This is a genomic window from Algibacter pacificus, from assembly GCF_008033385.1.
Lineage (GTDB): Bacteria > Bacteroidota > Bacteroidia > Flavobacteriales > Flavobacteriaceae > Algibacter > Algibacter pacificus.
Genome location: NZ_VOGY01000003.1, coordinates 1 through 14862, shown reverse-complemented (window position 1 = coordinate 14862; position 14862 = coordinate 1). Strand labels below are relative to the sequence as shown.

General features: G+C 33.8%; 11 protein-coding genes, 1 tRNA gene and 1 pseudogene. 7 read left to right on the top strand and 6 right to left on the bottom strand.

Going from position 1 to position 14862, the window contains the following annotated elements:
- Positions 1–150 precede the first annotated feature (150 nt).
- The 3 genes from FQU21_RS05290 to FQU21_RS05280 all read right to left on the bottom strand — a co-directional run bounded on the left by FQU21_RS05290 (position 151) and on the right by FQU21_RS05280 (position 4340).
- Positions 151–2910, bottom strand: coding sequence for a triple tyrosine motif-containing protein (locus FQU21_RS05290; RefSeq protein ID WP_147676959.1), 2760 nt, complete (start codon positions 2908–2910; stop codon positions 151–153).
- An 84-nt stretch (positions 2911–2994) separates the two neighbouring features.
- Positions 2995–3450: a GNAT family N-acetyltransferase gene (locus FQU21_RS05285; RefSeq protein WP_147676958.1), complete on the bottom strand. Its 456-nt coding sequence runs from the start codon at positions 3448–3450 to the stop codon at positions 2995–2997.
- A gap of 71 nt (positions 3451–3521) precedes the next feature.
- Positions 3522–4340: a glycerophosphodiester phosphodiesterase gene (locus FQU21_RS05280; protein WP_147676957.1), complete on the bottom strand. Its 819-nt coding sequence runs from the start codon at positions 4338–4340 to the stop codon at positions 3522–3524.
- Between the two features lie 500 nt (positions 4341–4840).
- On the opposite strand from FQU21_RS05280, the gene FQU21_RS05275 reads away from it, so the two are divergent.
- Both FQU21_RS05275 and FQU21_RS05270 read left to right on the top strand, forming a co-directional pair.
- Positions 4841–6235, top strand: coding sequence for a purple acid phosphatase family protein (locus FQU21_RS05275; RefSeq protein ID WP_147676956.1), 1395 nt, complete (start codon positions 4841–4843; stop codon positions 6233–6235).
- A 231-nt stretch (positions 6236–6466) separates the two neighbouring features.
- Positions 6467–6817: a PH domain-containing protein gene (locus tag FQU21_RS05270; protein WP_187269328.1), complete on the top strand. Its 351-nt coding sequence runs from the start codon at positions 6467–6469 to the stop codon at positions 6815–6817.
- Between the two features lie 164 nt (positions 6818–6981).
- Here FQU21_RS05270 and FQU21_RS05265 read toward each other — a convergent pair.
- Positions 6982–7055 (bottom strand) — tRNA-Ala (locus tag FQU21_RS05265).
- Between the two features lie 201 nt (positions 7056–7256).
- Between FQU21_RS05265 and FQU21_RS05260 the strand changes: the two genes are divergently transcribed.
- The 3 genes from FQU21_RS05260 to FQU21_RS05250 all read left to right on the top strand — a co-directional run bounded on the left by FQU21_RS05260 (position 7257) and on the right by FQU21_RS05250 (position 9371).
- Positions 7257–8591 (top strand): MATE family efflux transporter, encoded by a 1335-nt coding sequence (locus FQU21_RS05260; protein WP_147676954.1) that lies wholly within the window; start codon positions 7257–7259, stop codon positions 8589–8591.
- A gap of 42 nt (positions 8592–8633) precedes the next feature.
- A complete protein-coding gene (locus FQU21_RS05255) occupies positions 8634–8813 on the top strand; it encodes a hypothetical protein (RefSeq protein WP_147676953.1) in 180 nt (59 codons plus the stop codon).
- 99 nt (positions 8814–8912) lie between these two features.
- A complete protein-coding gene (locus FQU21_RS05250; protein WP_147676952.1) occupies positions 8913–9371 on the top strand; it encodes a 6-pyruvoyl trahydropterin synthase family protein in 459 nt (152 codons plus the stop codon).
- A 193-nt stretch (positions 9372–9564) separates the two neighbouring features.
- Here FQU21_RS05250 and FQU21_RS05245 read toward each other — a convergent pair whose 3' ends face one another.
- Both FQU21_RS05245 and uvrC read right to left on the bottom strand, forming a co-directional pair.
- The gene (locus tag FQU21_RS05245) at positions 9565–11790 is read right to left on the bottom strand and encodes a patatin-like phospholipase family protein (RefSeq protein ID WP_246124784.1); all 2226 of its coding nucleotides are present in this window, start codon (positions 11788–11790) and stop codon (positions 9565–9567) included.
- A 72-nt stretch (positions 11791–11862) separates the two neighbouring features.
- Complete coding sequence (gene uvrC, locus FQU21_RS05240) at positions 11863–13662, bottom strand: excinuclease ABC subunit UvrC (protein WP_147676951.1); 1800 nt, start codon at positions 13660–13662, stop codon at positions 11863–11865.
- Positions 13663–14046: 384 nt separating this feature from the next.
- Between uvrC and FQU21_RS05235 the strand changes: the two genes are divergently transcribed.
- A complete protein-coding gene (locus tag FQU21_RS05235) occupies positions 14047–14472 on the top strand; it encodes an ATP-dependent zinc protease family protein (RefSeq protein WP_147676950.1) in 426 nt (141 codons plus the stop codon).
- Positions 14469–14768 (top strand): annotated as a pseudogene (locus FQU21_RS05230) (30S ribosomal protein S6--L-glutamate ligase); the annotation flags it as partial. The gene FQU21_RS05235 and the pseudogene FQU21_RS05230, both read left to right, overlap by 4 nt.
- Positions 14769–14862 lie beyond the last annotated feature (94 nt).

The window sequence follows — 14862 nt, the reverse complement described above, 5'->3', positions numbered from 1 at the left end:
CAATGTAAAAAACAACTAATCTCGACGGGAACCACTTGTAAAAACGGTTAAACAATGTTTTAAAAAAAAACAAACAGTAAGTCAATAAAATAAGGAGGTTCCAGCTGTTGTAGTGGTAATGTTGTGGTGAAAAAGGGGGTTGTAATGTTACTAAAACTTTAACATATAGTTAACTAGACTGTCATCGCGGTCTAAACCTAATTTTTTGCGTAAACGGTAACGTTTTGTTTCGACACTTTTAGTTGAAATGTTTAAAAGAGGCGCCATTTCTTTAGATGATAAATTAAGTCTTAAATAAGCACAAAAACGTAAATCGTTTGGGGTTAAATCTGGGTGCTTTGTTTTAATTTTTTCAAAGAAATCTTTATCAGCATTATTAAAAGCTTTCTCAAAAAAGGACCAATCTTTATTATTATTTATATTATTGTCAATGAGTTTTATGGCCGCAATGTTGTCTTTATTTTTAATTTCTTTTTTAATCTTGTTTAAAACTTTATTTTTTTTAATAATACTCATGGTAGAAATAGCGAGTTCTCTATTTTTACTTTCAATATCTTGGTTTAGTTTTTCATTTTTCATCTGCATAATAAGCTGTTCGCTTTCCATCTGTTCTTTTTCGAATTTTTTATTGTAGTGGCGTTTGTATGCTTTATGGGTTATAAAAACGATGACTATAAGTAAAAGAAAGTAAATAGCTAAAGCAGTGTAAGTAAAATACCAGGGGCGATTTACTGTAAAACTATAAGTTGCTGTGTTTTTAGTTAAGTTGTTCCCAATTTTAGCTCTAACTTTAAAGGTGTAGTTTCCAAAGGTTAAATTCTCGAAAGTAACTTGTGGTTGTGTGGTCCATTTACTCCATTTATTAGCCTGCCCTTCGAGCATATACTGGTATTTTACGTCGAGATATTTTTCGTATTCTGGGGAGGCATAGTTAAAAGTTATCATGCCATATTTGTACTTAAATTCACCATGAGAATATAAAATTTGAGGCGCTAGTTTGTCTTCAATAGTCTTTAAGGTTATACTATTTATATAGACGGAGTTTTCTGTTTTTTTTTGTACTTTATTTAAATCTAAAGTAATATAGCCATTTGAGGTGCCAAGCATATACAAGGCAGGGGGGATAAAAGACATGTTTTCAAATCCTGAAATTCCTTTTCGAAGTTGCAAAGGAATGGGTATGTTGTTAATGATGGGTTGGTTAGTAACATCATCGTTTGTTATGTAGCTCATTTGGTTTGGAGAAAATACCCATAATTTGCCAGCACGATCTGTTATTACTCGTCCAGCAGGCTGATGATTTTCGGTAATAATTTGACTTAATATGGTGTCTTTTTGAAATTTTTTAACAGATTGATTATAACTATAAACGCCTTTTTTCGAAGTATAAAGCACCTTATTTTTATAGCTTATTAGGCTAGAATTTTCGCCAAAAGGCAAGCTTTCTACCTGGTCGAGTTGAATTACTTTGGTTAAAGCATCATTAAGCTTTAATTTAAAAACACCTTTGTATTCGTGGTTTAGCCAAACTTGGTTTAGGTGGTTTATTTCAAAATATCTGGATGAGTTTTCGAAACCTTTAATTTTATTTCTAAATGTCCAATTTCCATTTGTATTTTCAAGAATTAAAAGTCCGCTATAATTTCCTTGTAGTAATAAATTACTGTGGTTTGGAATGGGTTTAAACGCCCAAGCGCCAAGGGTATTGTTTATTTTTTTAGCCGTATTATCTTCAATTAAGAAAGTTCCAAAATGATGGCCACAAAATAAATACTGGTTGTTAAAAATATAAAGCTCCCAAACTTGTCCTGCCGTACCTTTAATAAATTTAAAAGAGGCATTAACATCTTGTAATTTTCGGTAAAATAATCCTTGGTTTGTACCAATATATAAGTTGTTTTTAAAAACGCGTGTGGTGTAAACGGTGCCTAAATCGCCTTGATAATCTATAAATGTTTTTACTGGCGACTTTACATTGATGCAATTAATTCCGTTATCTAAGCCTGCCCAAACATGGTGCTTTTTATCTTCAAAAAGTGATAAAACCGTGTTGTTGGTAAGTCCTTTTTTTTGAGTAATTTGATAGTTTAAATCGCCATTTGCGTTTAAATGAATGAGTCCATCAGATATAGTTCCTAGAATAAAGCTTTTATCTTCTAACTGAATACTACTAAAAATATCAACTTCATTTAGCAAAGAATCTGTAGTCATGTTCCAAGCTGTTAATTCTTGATTTGTTAAATTGAAAAACCCTGAACTTCGCGTAATAATCCCTAAGCTTTGTTGGTTATCGAAAATGCTTATAACACGATCTGTTTGTAAAACACGATCTGTTGCAATACGTTTGGGTTTTCCATTTTCAACTGCATAGATACCTTCATTGGCTACATGGTAGTATATTTTATTTTTTACTTTGAATATTTTATAAATACTATTAGTGGACGAAATGGTTTTAAATGTTTTTTTGACCGTGTTGTAAAAATAGAGCGCTTTACTAGTTTGAAAAATAACCCATTCATTGTGCTCAATAATATTCCAAACATGATCGTCTTTAAAAGTTGTAGATTCAAGTTTTTTGGTTAACGATGTGTACGTTAGTGTGTTAAATGTGTTTTTTTTCCAAAACCCAAAATCGGCATAGCAGCCCGTGTATATTTTATTTCCAATAACATTTACGGCTCTTATAATACTTTTGTTTGGTGATGGATAGGTTTGCCATTCGGCGCCATTGTATACTAATAATCCGTCGTTGTTGGCCACATAGATATTTTGGTTTTCATCTTGCGAAATCATCCAGTTTTGATTACCTGCAGAATAGTGGTCGGTTGTAAATTTTACAATGGGAGGTAACTCTTGGGCTAGAGTTAACAGTGTGAAAAGGAATATAAATAAATGAATAAAAATTTTCATTGTAAAATAAAAAATTCTAAAAATAATTAAAAACAAATGTAAAATGAAAAGGTAATCATTCTATAATTAAAGGTTTGCTTTTTTTTATTCAAAGTGAAGTTTCATGCCTTCGTGCGTAGCTTTAAATCCTAGGTTTTCGTAAAATTTAATAGCTCTTGGTCGTTGTTTGTCGCTGGTGAGTTGTATTAAGTGGGCGTTTTTTTCTTTGGCTCTATTTATGGCCCATTTAAACATGGTTTTTCCTATGCCAAGTCCTCTTTTGTCTTTTCTAATAAATACATTTTCTATTTGTGCTCTACTTTTGCCAACATAAGAAAGATATTGAATAAAGGTTAATTGGAGTGTTCCTATAATCTCAAGATTTTCGTTTTCGAGAACAATAAGTTCTTGATTGTCATCGGAGTCTATTTTTTTAAAGGCATTATAATAGGCAATAGGTAAAGGGGTTTGAAAGTTTTCTCTCGATTTTCCAAGGATATCATCGGCCATCATTTTTATAATGGATGACACATCTTGTTCTGTTGCTTTTCTGAAGTTCATTCTTTTGGGGTTTTGTTCTATTATGGGTAAATATAAGCGGAATATATCTAAAAACTATTTTTAGTAAGCGGTTAGTTTGTGTTAGAAAAGGCCTCCAGCATAACCGCTAAATTATCGGTTAAAATAAAATCTACTCCTGCATCTAATAATTCTTGTACTTGAGTTTCTTTTTCTGAATGAAAATAATTGATGTGAATGCCATTTTCTTTGAGTTTCTTAATATCAGCTAACATGTTTTCATCATCTCTGCTACTTTTTATTTGAATAAAATAGTCCTTCCTTTTTATGGTTTCGTTGATGTAATTGGCACGAGAAGATAAACGGGTCATATTGCAAGTTTTAATACCTGGATATAGCCGCTTTATGATTTTAGTCGCTTGTTTTCCACCAGCAACTACGGCCTGCAGTATTCTGTTTTCGGTAACGATAGTTTCGGCTGTTATTAGTCCTGCTTTTTTAGAGCCTTTTAAATGGACATTAAGCCATATAGTTTTCGGCATGATTTGAAGGACTTCTTGCAGCGTTGGTACTTTTTCGCCAGTAAACGCTTTAGATTTCCATGCGCCGGCGTCGAGTTGTCGAATTTCATTAAAAGTTAAATCGGATACTTTGCCTGTACCATTGGTGGTTCTATCTACTGTAGCATCGTGCATGATGATAAGCTGGTTGTCTTTGGTAAGTTGCACATCGAACTCAATCATTTGTGCCCCTAAGCGTACAGCTTCTTTAAAGGCTGAAATAGTGTTTTCTGGATGGGTGGCGTTGGCACCGCGATGTGCGCAAATACCTTTTGATGGTAACATTTCTGATTGACCAAGTACTGAAGTATTAAAAATTATAAAAGAAATAAAGAATAAAATGGCTCTAATAAAGGATCTGTTTTTTTTCATGTTGTGTGCTTTTAAAAGTTTTAATAGGGCATTTTTTTTTGATGCTATCTATTGTTGATACTAAAAACTATTGTTCTGTTTCTTGAAACACAAATAAAGTTGAATAAAGAATAACCATAATATTAAATCTTATTTGTGTTGTATGATACTTAAACCCATTTAATGAATTTAGGTGTTTTTTTATATGAAGCGATCAAGATTTATATGGTATTTAAAAATCTGTTTAAAGACAGTGTGATTTATGAAATATTGAAATTATTTTTTTTAAACGAATTGCATTGGTTGAGGACTTAATTCAAAAAATCAATACTAAATAATTATTTTAATGTTTAGTTTAAGTTTATGTCACGAATTAATTAAATGACTGTAATATTTTTAATAAGGCGTCATGTGTGTTTTTTTAAAGTTTTATGGGGTCGGTTATATTTAATAATTAGTTGATGTAGGGATATAGATTTTATAATAGTAATAAAATAGTTTTGAGCTAAAAATAAATTAAAATGAAAAGGCAAAAGTATTTTATTGTTTTAGTGATTATGGTTGTGTTTAGTGTTGCTGCACAAGCGCAGCATACCCATGCTAACGGTGTTGAACACACCCATACACATTATCCGGAGTTTGATTCTATAATAGCGCATAAATTAATATTTCCATCTAGCACACCCGATCGTATTATTGCAAATCTCACCAATGATGCGGCACATACTTTGGCTGTAAACTGGCGAACAGATCAGCAAGTGCCCAAAGGTGTTGTTGAAATAGCTTTAGCCACCGATGGCCCAGAATTTTTATTGCGTGATGTTAAACAAGTTAATGCTACATCTCAAAAATTTGAAAATCAAAATAGAAACGAACCTCTTGTAAAAGCAACCTATCATTCTGCGGTGGTTGATGGTTTACTCCCAAATACCACTTATGTTTACCGGGTTGGTAACGGCGAGCAAAACGAAGGATATTGGAGTGAGTGGTTTCAATATAAAACCGCTAACGTAGGAAACGAAACGTCTTTTAGTTTTATCTATTTTGGAGATGCACAAAACCATGTGAAATCCTTATGGTCCCGAGTAATTCGTAATTCATATCGTCAATTTCCACAAGTCGATTTTATGCTACATGCTGGAGATTTAATTAACGATAGAGATGCCAATTTAGAGTGGGGCGAATGGTTTTATGCGGGAAGTTTTATTCACGCTACGGTACCTAGTTTAATGACACCGGGGAACCATGAATATAGAGATGGTGTGTTATCGTCACTATGGCGACCTCAATTTACATTACCAGAAAATGGGCCTATAGAAGCTTTAAAAGAAACCTGTTTTGCTGTCGATTATCAGGATATGAAAGTGATTTCTATTGATAGCGAAGGTTTCGATGAAAGTATGGAAGCCCGTGAGGCTCAAATAAAATGGCTGGATTCTGTATTACAATCTAATACCAAAAAATGGACTGCAATTACAACACATTACCCTATTTATTCTACGGCAAAAGGGCGCGATAACATAGAACTTAGAGAAGCTTTAAAACCTTTAATTGATAAATATGGAGTGGATTTGGTGTTACAAGGGCACGACCATACCTATGCTCGAGGGTATGCTGAGAATGAAGGTAGAGGGTTAACTGTAGTAGAAGATGCCGGTACCATATATGCCGTTTCTGTAAGTGGACCGAAAATGTACGAATCTAAAGATCAAGAATGGATGGTTAGACGTGGGGAATATACACAGCTATTTCAAATAATTACGGTAACTAAAGATACGATAAACTATGGTGCTTATACGCCAATAGGAACACTTTACGACGCTTTTGAAATTATTAAAAAAGATGGAAAAAAGACATTAATTAATAAAGTGCCGGACAGTCCAATTCGGTTGAAAAAAGATTTTGAAAAGAAGTAAATTTAAATGCTGTGACGCCCTAAAATAGCGTTACCAAATTAATAAATTAAAGGCAGTGGTTTTTATCACCGCCTTTTTTAGTTTTATATAGTTATTTTAGTGGATGTAAACATATTGCAGCACTTTTAAAACTCATAACTCTACTGGAATCCAATGAAAACTTTTAAATCAAAATTCGGCTCGGAAATCATCATATTTCTTACGTTACTTTTTGGCGGTATAATTTTATATATGATATATAAAAGTGAACCCTTGGAAGCTGTTCTTTCGGTTGGCGGAATTTTTCTTTTGGTTTATGGATTATGTTTGTATCTGAATTTTTCAACCAAATACACTATTACCGAAAGTGGTATTTTAGAAGTAATATGCGGATTTTTATATCACAAACGTTTTGATATAAAAAAGATTAAATCGGTAGCTAAAACCGGCAATTTAATGTCGTCGCCAGCCCCGTCATTAGACAGAATTGAACTAACTTATGGTAAATTTGACGTTATTGTAATTTCGCCAAAAGATAAAAATGAATTTGCTCGAGCATTGCAACAAGTAAACCCAGAAATTGAAAATAAATTGAAGCCATAAATAAAATGATATAACAATTGTTGTGGATACTGTAGTTCTAAGGTTATTTAAAAAAGCTAGATTAAAATAAGTTGCAAATTATTATAGAAGAGTTTATATGCAAAAAGTATGTAATTCAAAAAATAAAAAAGCTTCCAATGTCTTGGAAGCCTTGCTATCACTAGTGGAGAAGATCGGATTCGAACCGACGACCTCTTGACTGCCAGTCAAGCGCTCTAGCCAACTGAGCTACATCCCCAAAGTTTAATAATCTAAAGGCTTTATTTTGTTCTTCAATGATGAAAACCCGTCGTGTAATTACACCTCGTTTTTTACCAATAACAAATTTTATCCATTAAATTTGTCTCTTTTACAAGCATCAAAAATAAACATTAAAAATGATTCTAGTATATAGAAAACAAAAAATTGCATCCCAAATATACAAAATCCATTCAACCTTGTGAGTACAAATATAAGTTTTAAATATATAAATAAATTGGCTGTGCCTGCCCTTATAGCTGGCATTGCCGAACCTATTCTGTCTATTACCGATACGGCTATTATTGGCAATATAGCCAGAAATGCTACAGAATCTTTAGCTGCCGTAGGTATTGTGGGTACGTTTATTTCTATGCTTATTTGGGTTTTAGGGCAAACTCGAAGTGCTATTTCATCTATAGTGTCTCAGTATTTGGGGGCCAATAAATTGGATGAAATTAAAAATCTGCCCGCTCAAGCTATTTTTGTTATCACCTTATTAAGCGTCATTATTATCGTGGGAACATATCCCTTTGCCTCATCTATTTTTAAACTCTACAATGCCACAGATATTATTTTAGATTACAGTGTAGATTATTATAAAATTCGTGTTTTCGGATTTCCGTTCACCTTGTTTACCATGGCTGTTTTTGGTGTATTTCGGGGCTTGCAAAACACCTTTTACCCTATGGTTATTGCGGCCATAGGCGCATTTTTAAATATTGCATTAGATTATGTTTTTGTGTTCGGTATAGAAAATTACATACCAGCTATGGATATAAAAGGTGCTGCTTATGCCAGTTTAATTGCTCAAATTATAATGGCTTTTTTGGCAGCAATCTATCTGCTTAAAAAAACAGATATTCCCTTAAAACCAACCTTTCCATTAAATAAAGAGATTAACAAATTGGTGGTCATGATTCTTAATTTATTTGTACGCACCTTAGCCCTAAATGTGACGCTATATTTTGCAACACGTTTTGCAACGGGGTATGGAGCAGCTCAAATTGCAGCTTATACCATTTGTATCAATTTATGGTTTTTTGCGGCTTTTTTTGTCGATGGCTATGCCAGTGCTGGCAATATTATGTCGGGCAGATTGTATGGGCAAAAATCTTACGCGGTATTATTGCAGTTAAGCAATAAACTTATACGTTACGGAATTATTGTGGGTATTGCTCTAGCTGTTTTTGGGGCTATTTTTTATTATCCATTGGGTAAAATGTTTTCTAAAGATCCCGAAGTTTTAGCTTTATTCAATAACACCTTTTGGCTAGTGCTACTTATGCAACCCTTTTGTGCGTTGGCCTTTATTTTCGATGGGATATTTAAAGGTTTAGGTAAAATGAAATTTCTCCGAAACGTTCTTTTATGTGCCACCGGACTCGTTTTTTTACCTATCTTATTTTGGTTAGATCATTTGGGCTATCAACTTCACGGTATTTTCATTGCGCTTACTTTTTGGATTATGGCGCGTGGCATTCCTTTAATTATAAAATTCCGGAAAATATTTATTCCGCTGTCTCAAAAAGATTAACTTTGTATCTTAATAATTATACAAAATAAGTTAAAAATTATCATGAGCTTATTCTTAAGTTTTTTTCAAGAAAAGACCATTGAAGAAAAAATACAAAATGCACCCGATAGCGCTTATGAAATAGGTGTTTTTATTGGCTCTATGTTGCCTTTTGTTTTGCTTGTGCTCTTGGCTTACCTTATTTACAGATATAATAAAAATAAAAACGATAAATTTTCATAGAATGGATATTCTCTCATTTATAAGTGGCAATGGATTATTTCTACTCCTAGCTATAGTATTAATTGTGGTTTATGTAGTAAACCGTAGAAAAAGAAGATAATGGCTGGCAATTACATTCGTATTACAAAAAAATTCGCTTTCGAAACCGGTCATGCCCTTTATGGTTACGACGGAAAATGCAAAAACGTACACGGGCATAGTTATAAACTATCGGTAACCGTTATAGGACGACCAATATCAGATAGTACCAACGTAAAATACGGTATGGTTATCGATTTTGGCGATCTTAAAAAAATAGTAAAAGAAGAAATTGTAGATGTTTTCGATCATGCCACCGTGTTCAATAAAAACACGCCACATGTTGAGCTAGCAATGGAACTTCAAGCGCGCGACCATAATGTGTTATTGGTAGATTATCAACCAACCAGTGAAATGATGGTGATCGATTTTGCAAAAAAAATAAAAAATCGTTTACCAAAACACATCAGCCTACATTCATTAAAATTACAAGAAACCGAGAGCTCTTTTGCGCAATGGTACGCTTACGATAATATTTAGGGCGTTACCTTTATCCTGAATTGAGTTCAGGATAAAGGTCGGGCTTTACGCTAAAAGTTTTGGCTCGATGCGCGCCTCGCCAAAAGCTACCGCTGCAATCCCTAACGCAGCTATTTGCTAGGGTTTCGTTTATCCAAATGGATTGTTTTTTTTTGGAAAAGGTAATTTTTTAATAGGTAAATTAGTCAGTAAATTAAAACCAAAATCCTAAATTGAAAAACCAAATACTTTCTTTAAGATCTGGGGAATAACTGTACTTGACTTGCACGGGGCCAACCAAGGTTTCAATAGCGTAACCTAATCCGTAGCCATTATATTCTGGTAAACTTAACCATTCGCCAGTTTCAAAAATATCATCGTCAACGTTGGCCCAATTCGCCTCTAATAGAATGTGGTGTTTTTTAGCAACTTCATAATTAGCCCCGGCATAAGCTTTTACGTAACTATTCCCCGTAAGGGATATAAAGTCATGACCAATAAACGGGATAAAGTTGTTAATAAAGTTATTACCATAACCGCCAAGTGCAAAATCTAATGTTTTGGTCGATTTACTTCCCATTTTAAACCCTCCACTGGTTTGTAGGTTAATCGATAATTTATCCAAGGCACTAAACGCATAACCTATTTCTGCTTTTGCTATCGAAAAATTATCAAAGCGCTCATTAAAACGAGAAGCAAAAAGGTAGGTATGTATGTCGCCATTAAAAAGCACACCTTTTTTTGGGAAGTATTTGTTATCGTAAGTATCTAGTTTTAAGTTTGCAAAGGCACTAATGTAATCGGTTTTTTCAAAGGTAAAATCTTCGGTATCTGTTGTAGATAAAAACGTTTCCGAGCTTAATTCTAGGCGTTTATGTTCGGCTCCTAAACTTAAAGCAAAATCTTTTCTAAACAAGGTTTGCAAGTAAAACTGATTGGTTTGGTCTTTTAGTTCTGTACCTATTTTGTTTAATCCGGTGGCGTCTATTTCGCTATCTTCCAATAACAGTTGGGCGCTTATGTTTTTGTTAAAGGTGTTATAGCTAGAGTGAAATCCTATACTCCAATAAAACCCTTTATCTATTAAGTATTCAAAATTATAACGCACATTATCGCCTAAAATAAAATCGAAGGATGCAATATCATTTTTAAATAAAAAGTTCTTTTTAGTTACGTTTATAAGGGCGGCACTTTTATATAAGTCATCAAAATGGATCCCTAACTTTAAAAATGTGGTGTTTTTGGTTTCGGTTAAATGCGTGTCCAAATCATAAGTATCATTTTCGGTTTGGTTTAACTTATACCGAAATGATCGAAAATTATTAGTGGCTACCAAATTGTTTACTCCTTTAATAAAATCGTTGTAGCTCACTTTTTCATTGGTTTTTAATTTTAGTTTCCCTAAAACGTATGCGCGTGTGTAATTTTTAATTCCTTTAACTGATATGGCTTTAATAGTCATGCTATCCGGAACTTTTTCCTGTAGTATGAGCCTTGTGTTTTGTATGGGTAATGTTTTAAGGATTTCTAAGCTTTTAATAGCAGCTTGTTTTCCACTTTCAATAATTTTTCGTCCCTCATTAAAGGACACCACATTGTATTTTTTTATATCTGGTTTTATATAAATATCGGTACGCTTCGTTTTTAATTTCATTGCATTAATAGTTCTGAAATTATTTATTTGAAGCAAAACATCGGGAGCCGAAGTCAGTTCGTCTCTATTTAAAAGTCCGTCTTGTACATCGACACCAATAATTTTATCCATGCCCTTGGCACGTAATTCGTCTATAGGATAATTGTTTACCACCCCACCATCTATAAGCACTTGGTTGTTAATAACAACAGGTTGATATAGTGATGGTAGCGCGCTGCTGGCCATAATAGCTTGGGTTAAATCTCCCGAATCTAAAACTATAGCTTGCCCGGTTTCTACATTGGTAGCGATACAAAAAAACGGAATGGATAGTTTACTAAAATCATTTACTTGGTTAATAGGGAGTATTAATTTTGAAAATAAATTATAGGTGTTTTGCCCGCGTGACAACGCCGAGGGGAGTTTTATTTTAAAACCTTTAAAAGGTAATTTTATGGCGTAGCGTTCAGCATTATCACGTTCGTAAAAGGCTTTAGAACTTCTAGGTAAATCATCGTTTATAAGTTTATCAAAATCCACTTCATGAAAAATAGAATCAAGCTGATTTCCCGAATAACCTGCCGCGTAAAGTCCGCCAATTATAGCACCCATACTGGTTCCCGCTACATAGTCTATTTTTATGCCTAAACTATCAATCACTTTTAAAACACCAATATGTGCTAAACCTTTTGCACCACCACCACTTAATACTAAACCTACTTTGGGTGTGTTTTTTTCTGTTCTGTTTTGCGCTTGCGCGGAAAAACTAAGAAACAGAATGAGTAGTGCTATAATGGTTTTTTTTATCACTGCTTTTGTTTTAGCGGTTTATGATGATTTTATAACGTTAAGTCAACCACAGATGGTATTTAAAACGTGTTAATCTTGCTTTTCATGATAATAACTATAAATTTTAGAAGCCCGAGATACACCAACTACATCTTCCAATTCGTCTAGTTTGGCATTGGCTATGCGTTTGGCAGATTTAAAATGCTTTAACAATTCAACAATAGTTTTATCTCCAATACCCGGAATGGTTTCTAATTCGGTATTTAATGCCGATTTGCTTCGTCTATTTCTGTGATGTTCTATCCCAAAACGGTGGGCTTCATTTCTTAAAAACTGTATCACTTTTAAGGTTTCACTTTTTTTATCTAAATATAAGGGAATTGGATCTTCTGGATAGAATAATTCTTCTAAACGTTTTGCAATGCCTATCACCGTAATGGTTTGTCGTAGGCCTAAAGCATCTATACTTTTTAATGCTGATGATAATTGCCCTTTTCCACCATCGATAATAATAAGCTGTGGCAAGGGTTCGTTTTCCTCAACCAAACGTTTGTATCGGCGGTACACCACCTCTTCCATAGAAGCAAAATCGTCTGGCCCAACCACGGTTTTTATATTAAAATGGCGGTAGTCTTTTTTGCTGGGTTTCCCGTCTTTAAAGACCACGCAGGCGGCTACTGGGTTGGTGCCTTGTATATTGGAGTTATCGAAACACTCAATATGTCGTGGCTCTTCAGAAAGGCGTAAATCGGCTTTCATTTGTGCCATAATACGATTGGCATGCCTATCTGGATCTACTATTTTTATTTGTTTAAAACGTTCCATGCGGAAATATTTCGCATTCCGAAGCGATAGATCTAAAATGTGTTTTTTATCGCCCAATTGTGGCACGGTAACTTTTAAATTTTCTCCTAAATTGACTTTAAAAGGCACGTAAATTTCTTTTGAATTGGAATTGAAACGTTGCCTAATTTCTGTAATAGCAAGTTCTAGTAATTCTTGGTCGGTTTCATCGAGCTTCTTTTTAATTTCTAAAGTGTGCGAACGGATGATAGAACCATAAGATAGTTGTAAAAAATTAATGTAACCAAAACCCTCGTCGCTCATAATAGAAAACACATCGACATTGCTAATTTTTGGATTTACAATGGTAGATTTGGCTTGATAATTTTCTAAAACCTGAATTTTCTCTTTCATTTTATGCGCTTCTTCAAACTGCATATTATCGGCGAGTTCGCGCATTTGCTGTTTAAATTGCTGTAAGGAATCTTTAAAATTTCCTTTAAGAATTTCTTTTATTGCCTTTATGTTTTCGTTGTAATGTGCCTCGGTTTCTCGGTTTTCGCAAGGGCCTTTGCAATTGCCTAAATGGTACTCTAAACAGACTTTGTATTTGCCGGAGTTTACCTTTTCTTGAGATAAATTAAAATTACAAGTACGTAAACTGTAAAGTCCTTTTATTAAATCTAAAAGAGTGTAAACGGTTTTTCCGCTGGTGTAGGGGCCAAAATAATCGCTACCGTCTTTAAAAACACGACGCGTAGAAAATACACGTGGAAAGCGTTCGTTTTTTATACAAATCCATGGGTACGATTTATCGTCTTTTAATAATACGTTATACCGTGGTTTGTATTTTTTTATCAGGTTATTTTCCAATAAAAGGGCATCGGTTTCTGTGTCGACTACAATGTGTTTTATATTCACTATTTTTTTTACCAACACACGGGTTTTACCATTATCGTGGGTTTTAGTGAAATAGGAACTTACTCTTTTTTTTAAATTTTTGGCTTTACCAACATAAATTATGGTATCGTCTTTATCGAAATATTGATAAACACCGGGTTGGTTGGGTAGGGTTTTTAGTTGTATTTCTAAGTCGGGGGTCTCCATTGTTTCAAAGGTAATTATTTTATTGATGTTTTTTAGATAGGAATCTCAGGAATTTATAGGAATAGATGTTATAACTTATAGCCGAAATATAAGAGGTTGAAAATATTTTTTAAAAATGTTTTTTGAATGGACTAATTGTATATTTTCGCCACGTTTAAAAAGGCTTCCATTTTAGTAGAATGCCTTTTGTTTAATGTAGAAAATTGACGTTGGCAGATGAAACCGCGTTAGGGATTGAGGCATTGTTGGAGCTCTTTTTGTGTGGTTGCACCTATGCAACACAAAAAAGCGACTGCCGAAAGCCCGACCGTGAGCGTTTCCTGCTAGGTTTTTTCAACCTAGCGAGGATTTAGCGAGGGGTAACGCCCAAATAATAGTAAAAAAATGAGTAAAAAAATTTTAGGTAGAACTGATATTGTGGACTTTCCGGGGTTAGGTTTGTTTAATATTGATGTAAAAATGGATACGGGGGCGTATACTTCGGCCATACATTGCACTGAGATTATTGAAGAAAATGGCGTTTTAAAATGTGGTTTTAATAGCGATGTACATCAAAATTTTGGGGATACGGAGATTGTTTTTACCGAGTTTTGGCGCACGAATGTGAAAAGTAGCAATGGTTTTAAGGAAAATAGATATAAAGTGAAATCGGACGTGGTAATTTTTGGAAAAACGTACAAGATTAACTTAACTTTAAGCACGAGAAGCGATATGAAATTTCCCGTATTGATTGGAAGACAGTTTTTAAAACAAAAATTTTTAATCGATGTGGATTTGGAACAAGTTTCTTTTAAAATGAAAAAACAATGAACATAGTAATTTTATCGCGTAATGCGGAATTGTATTCGACTGATAGATTGGTGGAAGAAGGTGAAAAAAGAGGGCATAAAATGGAGGTTATCGATCCGTTGAAATGCGATATTATTATTGAAAAACAAAAACCTACTATTTTTTATAAGGATCGGTATTTGGACTATGTGGATGCTATTATTCCTAGAATTGGAACGTCGGTTACTTTTTTTGGTTGTGCTGTAGTGCGCCAGTTTGAAATGATGGGGGTTTTTACTACCGTAACTTCAGATGCTATTATCCGTTCGCGCGATAAATGACCCGTCCTGAAATAAGGCTACATAATTTTAAACATTATGTATAGAAATGACAAAGTAATTAGACGGTATTCAGAACCTTTTAAACTGAAAA

Coding starts and splice junctions, on each gene's coding strand:
- FQU21_RS05235 (WP_147676950.1), top strand. CDS start 14,047: ATGAGTAAAAAAATTTTAGGTAGAACTGATATTGTGGACTTTCCGGGG.
- FQU21_RS05270 (WP_187269328.1), top strand. CDS start 6,467: ATGATATATAAAAGTGAACCCTTGGAAGCTGTTCTTTCGGTTGGCGGA.
- FQU21_RS05275 (WP_147676956.1), top strand. CDS start 4,841: ATGAAAAGGCAAAAGTATTTTATTGTTTTAGTGATTATGGTTGTGTTT.
- FQU21_RS05290 (WP_147676959.1), bottom strand. CDS start 2,910: ATGAAAATTTTTATTCATTTATTTATATTCCTTTTCACACTGTTAACT.
- FQU21_RS05250 (WP_147676952.1), top strand. CDS start 8,913: ATGGCTGGCAATTACATTCGTATTACAAAAAAATTCGCTTTCGAAACC.
- FQU21_RS05255 (WP_147676953.1), top strand. CDS start 8,634: ATGAGCTTATTCTTAAGTTTTTTTCAAGAAAAGACCATTGAAGAAAAA.
- FQU21_RS05280 (WP_147676957.1), bottom strand. CDS start 4,340: ATGAAAAAAAACAGATCCTTTATTAGAGCCATTTTATTCTTTATTTCT.
- FQU21_RS05285 (WP_147676958.1), bottom strand. CDS start 3,450: ATGAACTTCAGAAAAGCAACAGAACAAGATGTGTCATCCATTATAAAA.
- uvrC (WP_147676951.1), bottom strand. CDS start 13,662: ATGGAGACCCCCGACTTAGAAATACAACTAAAAACCCTACCCAACCAA.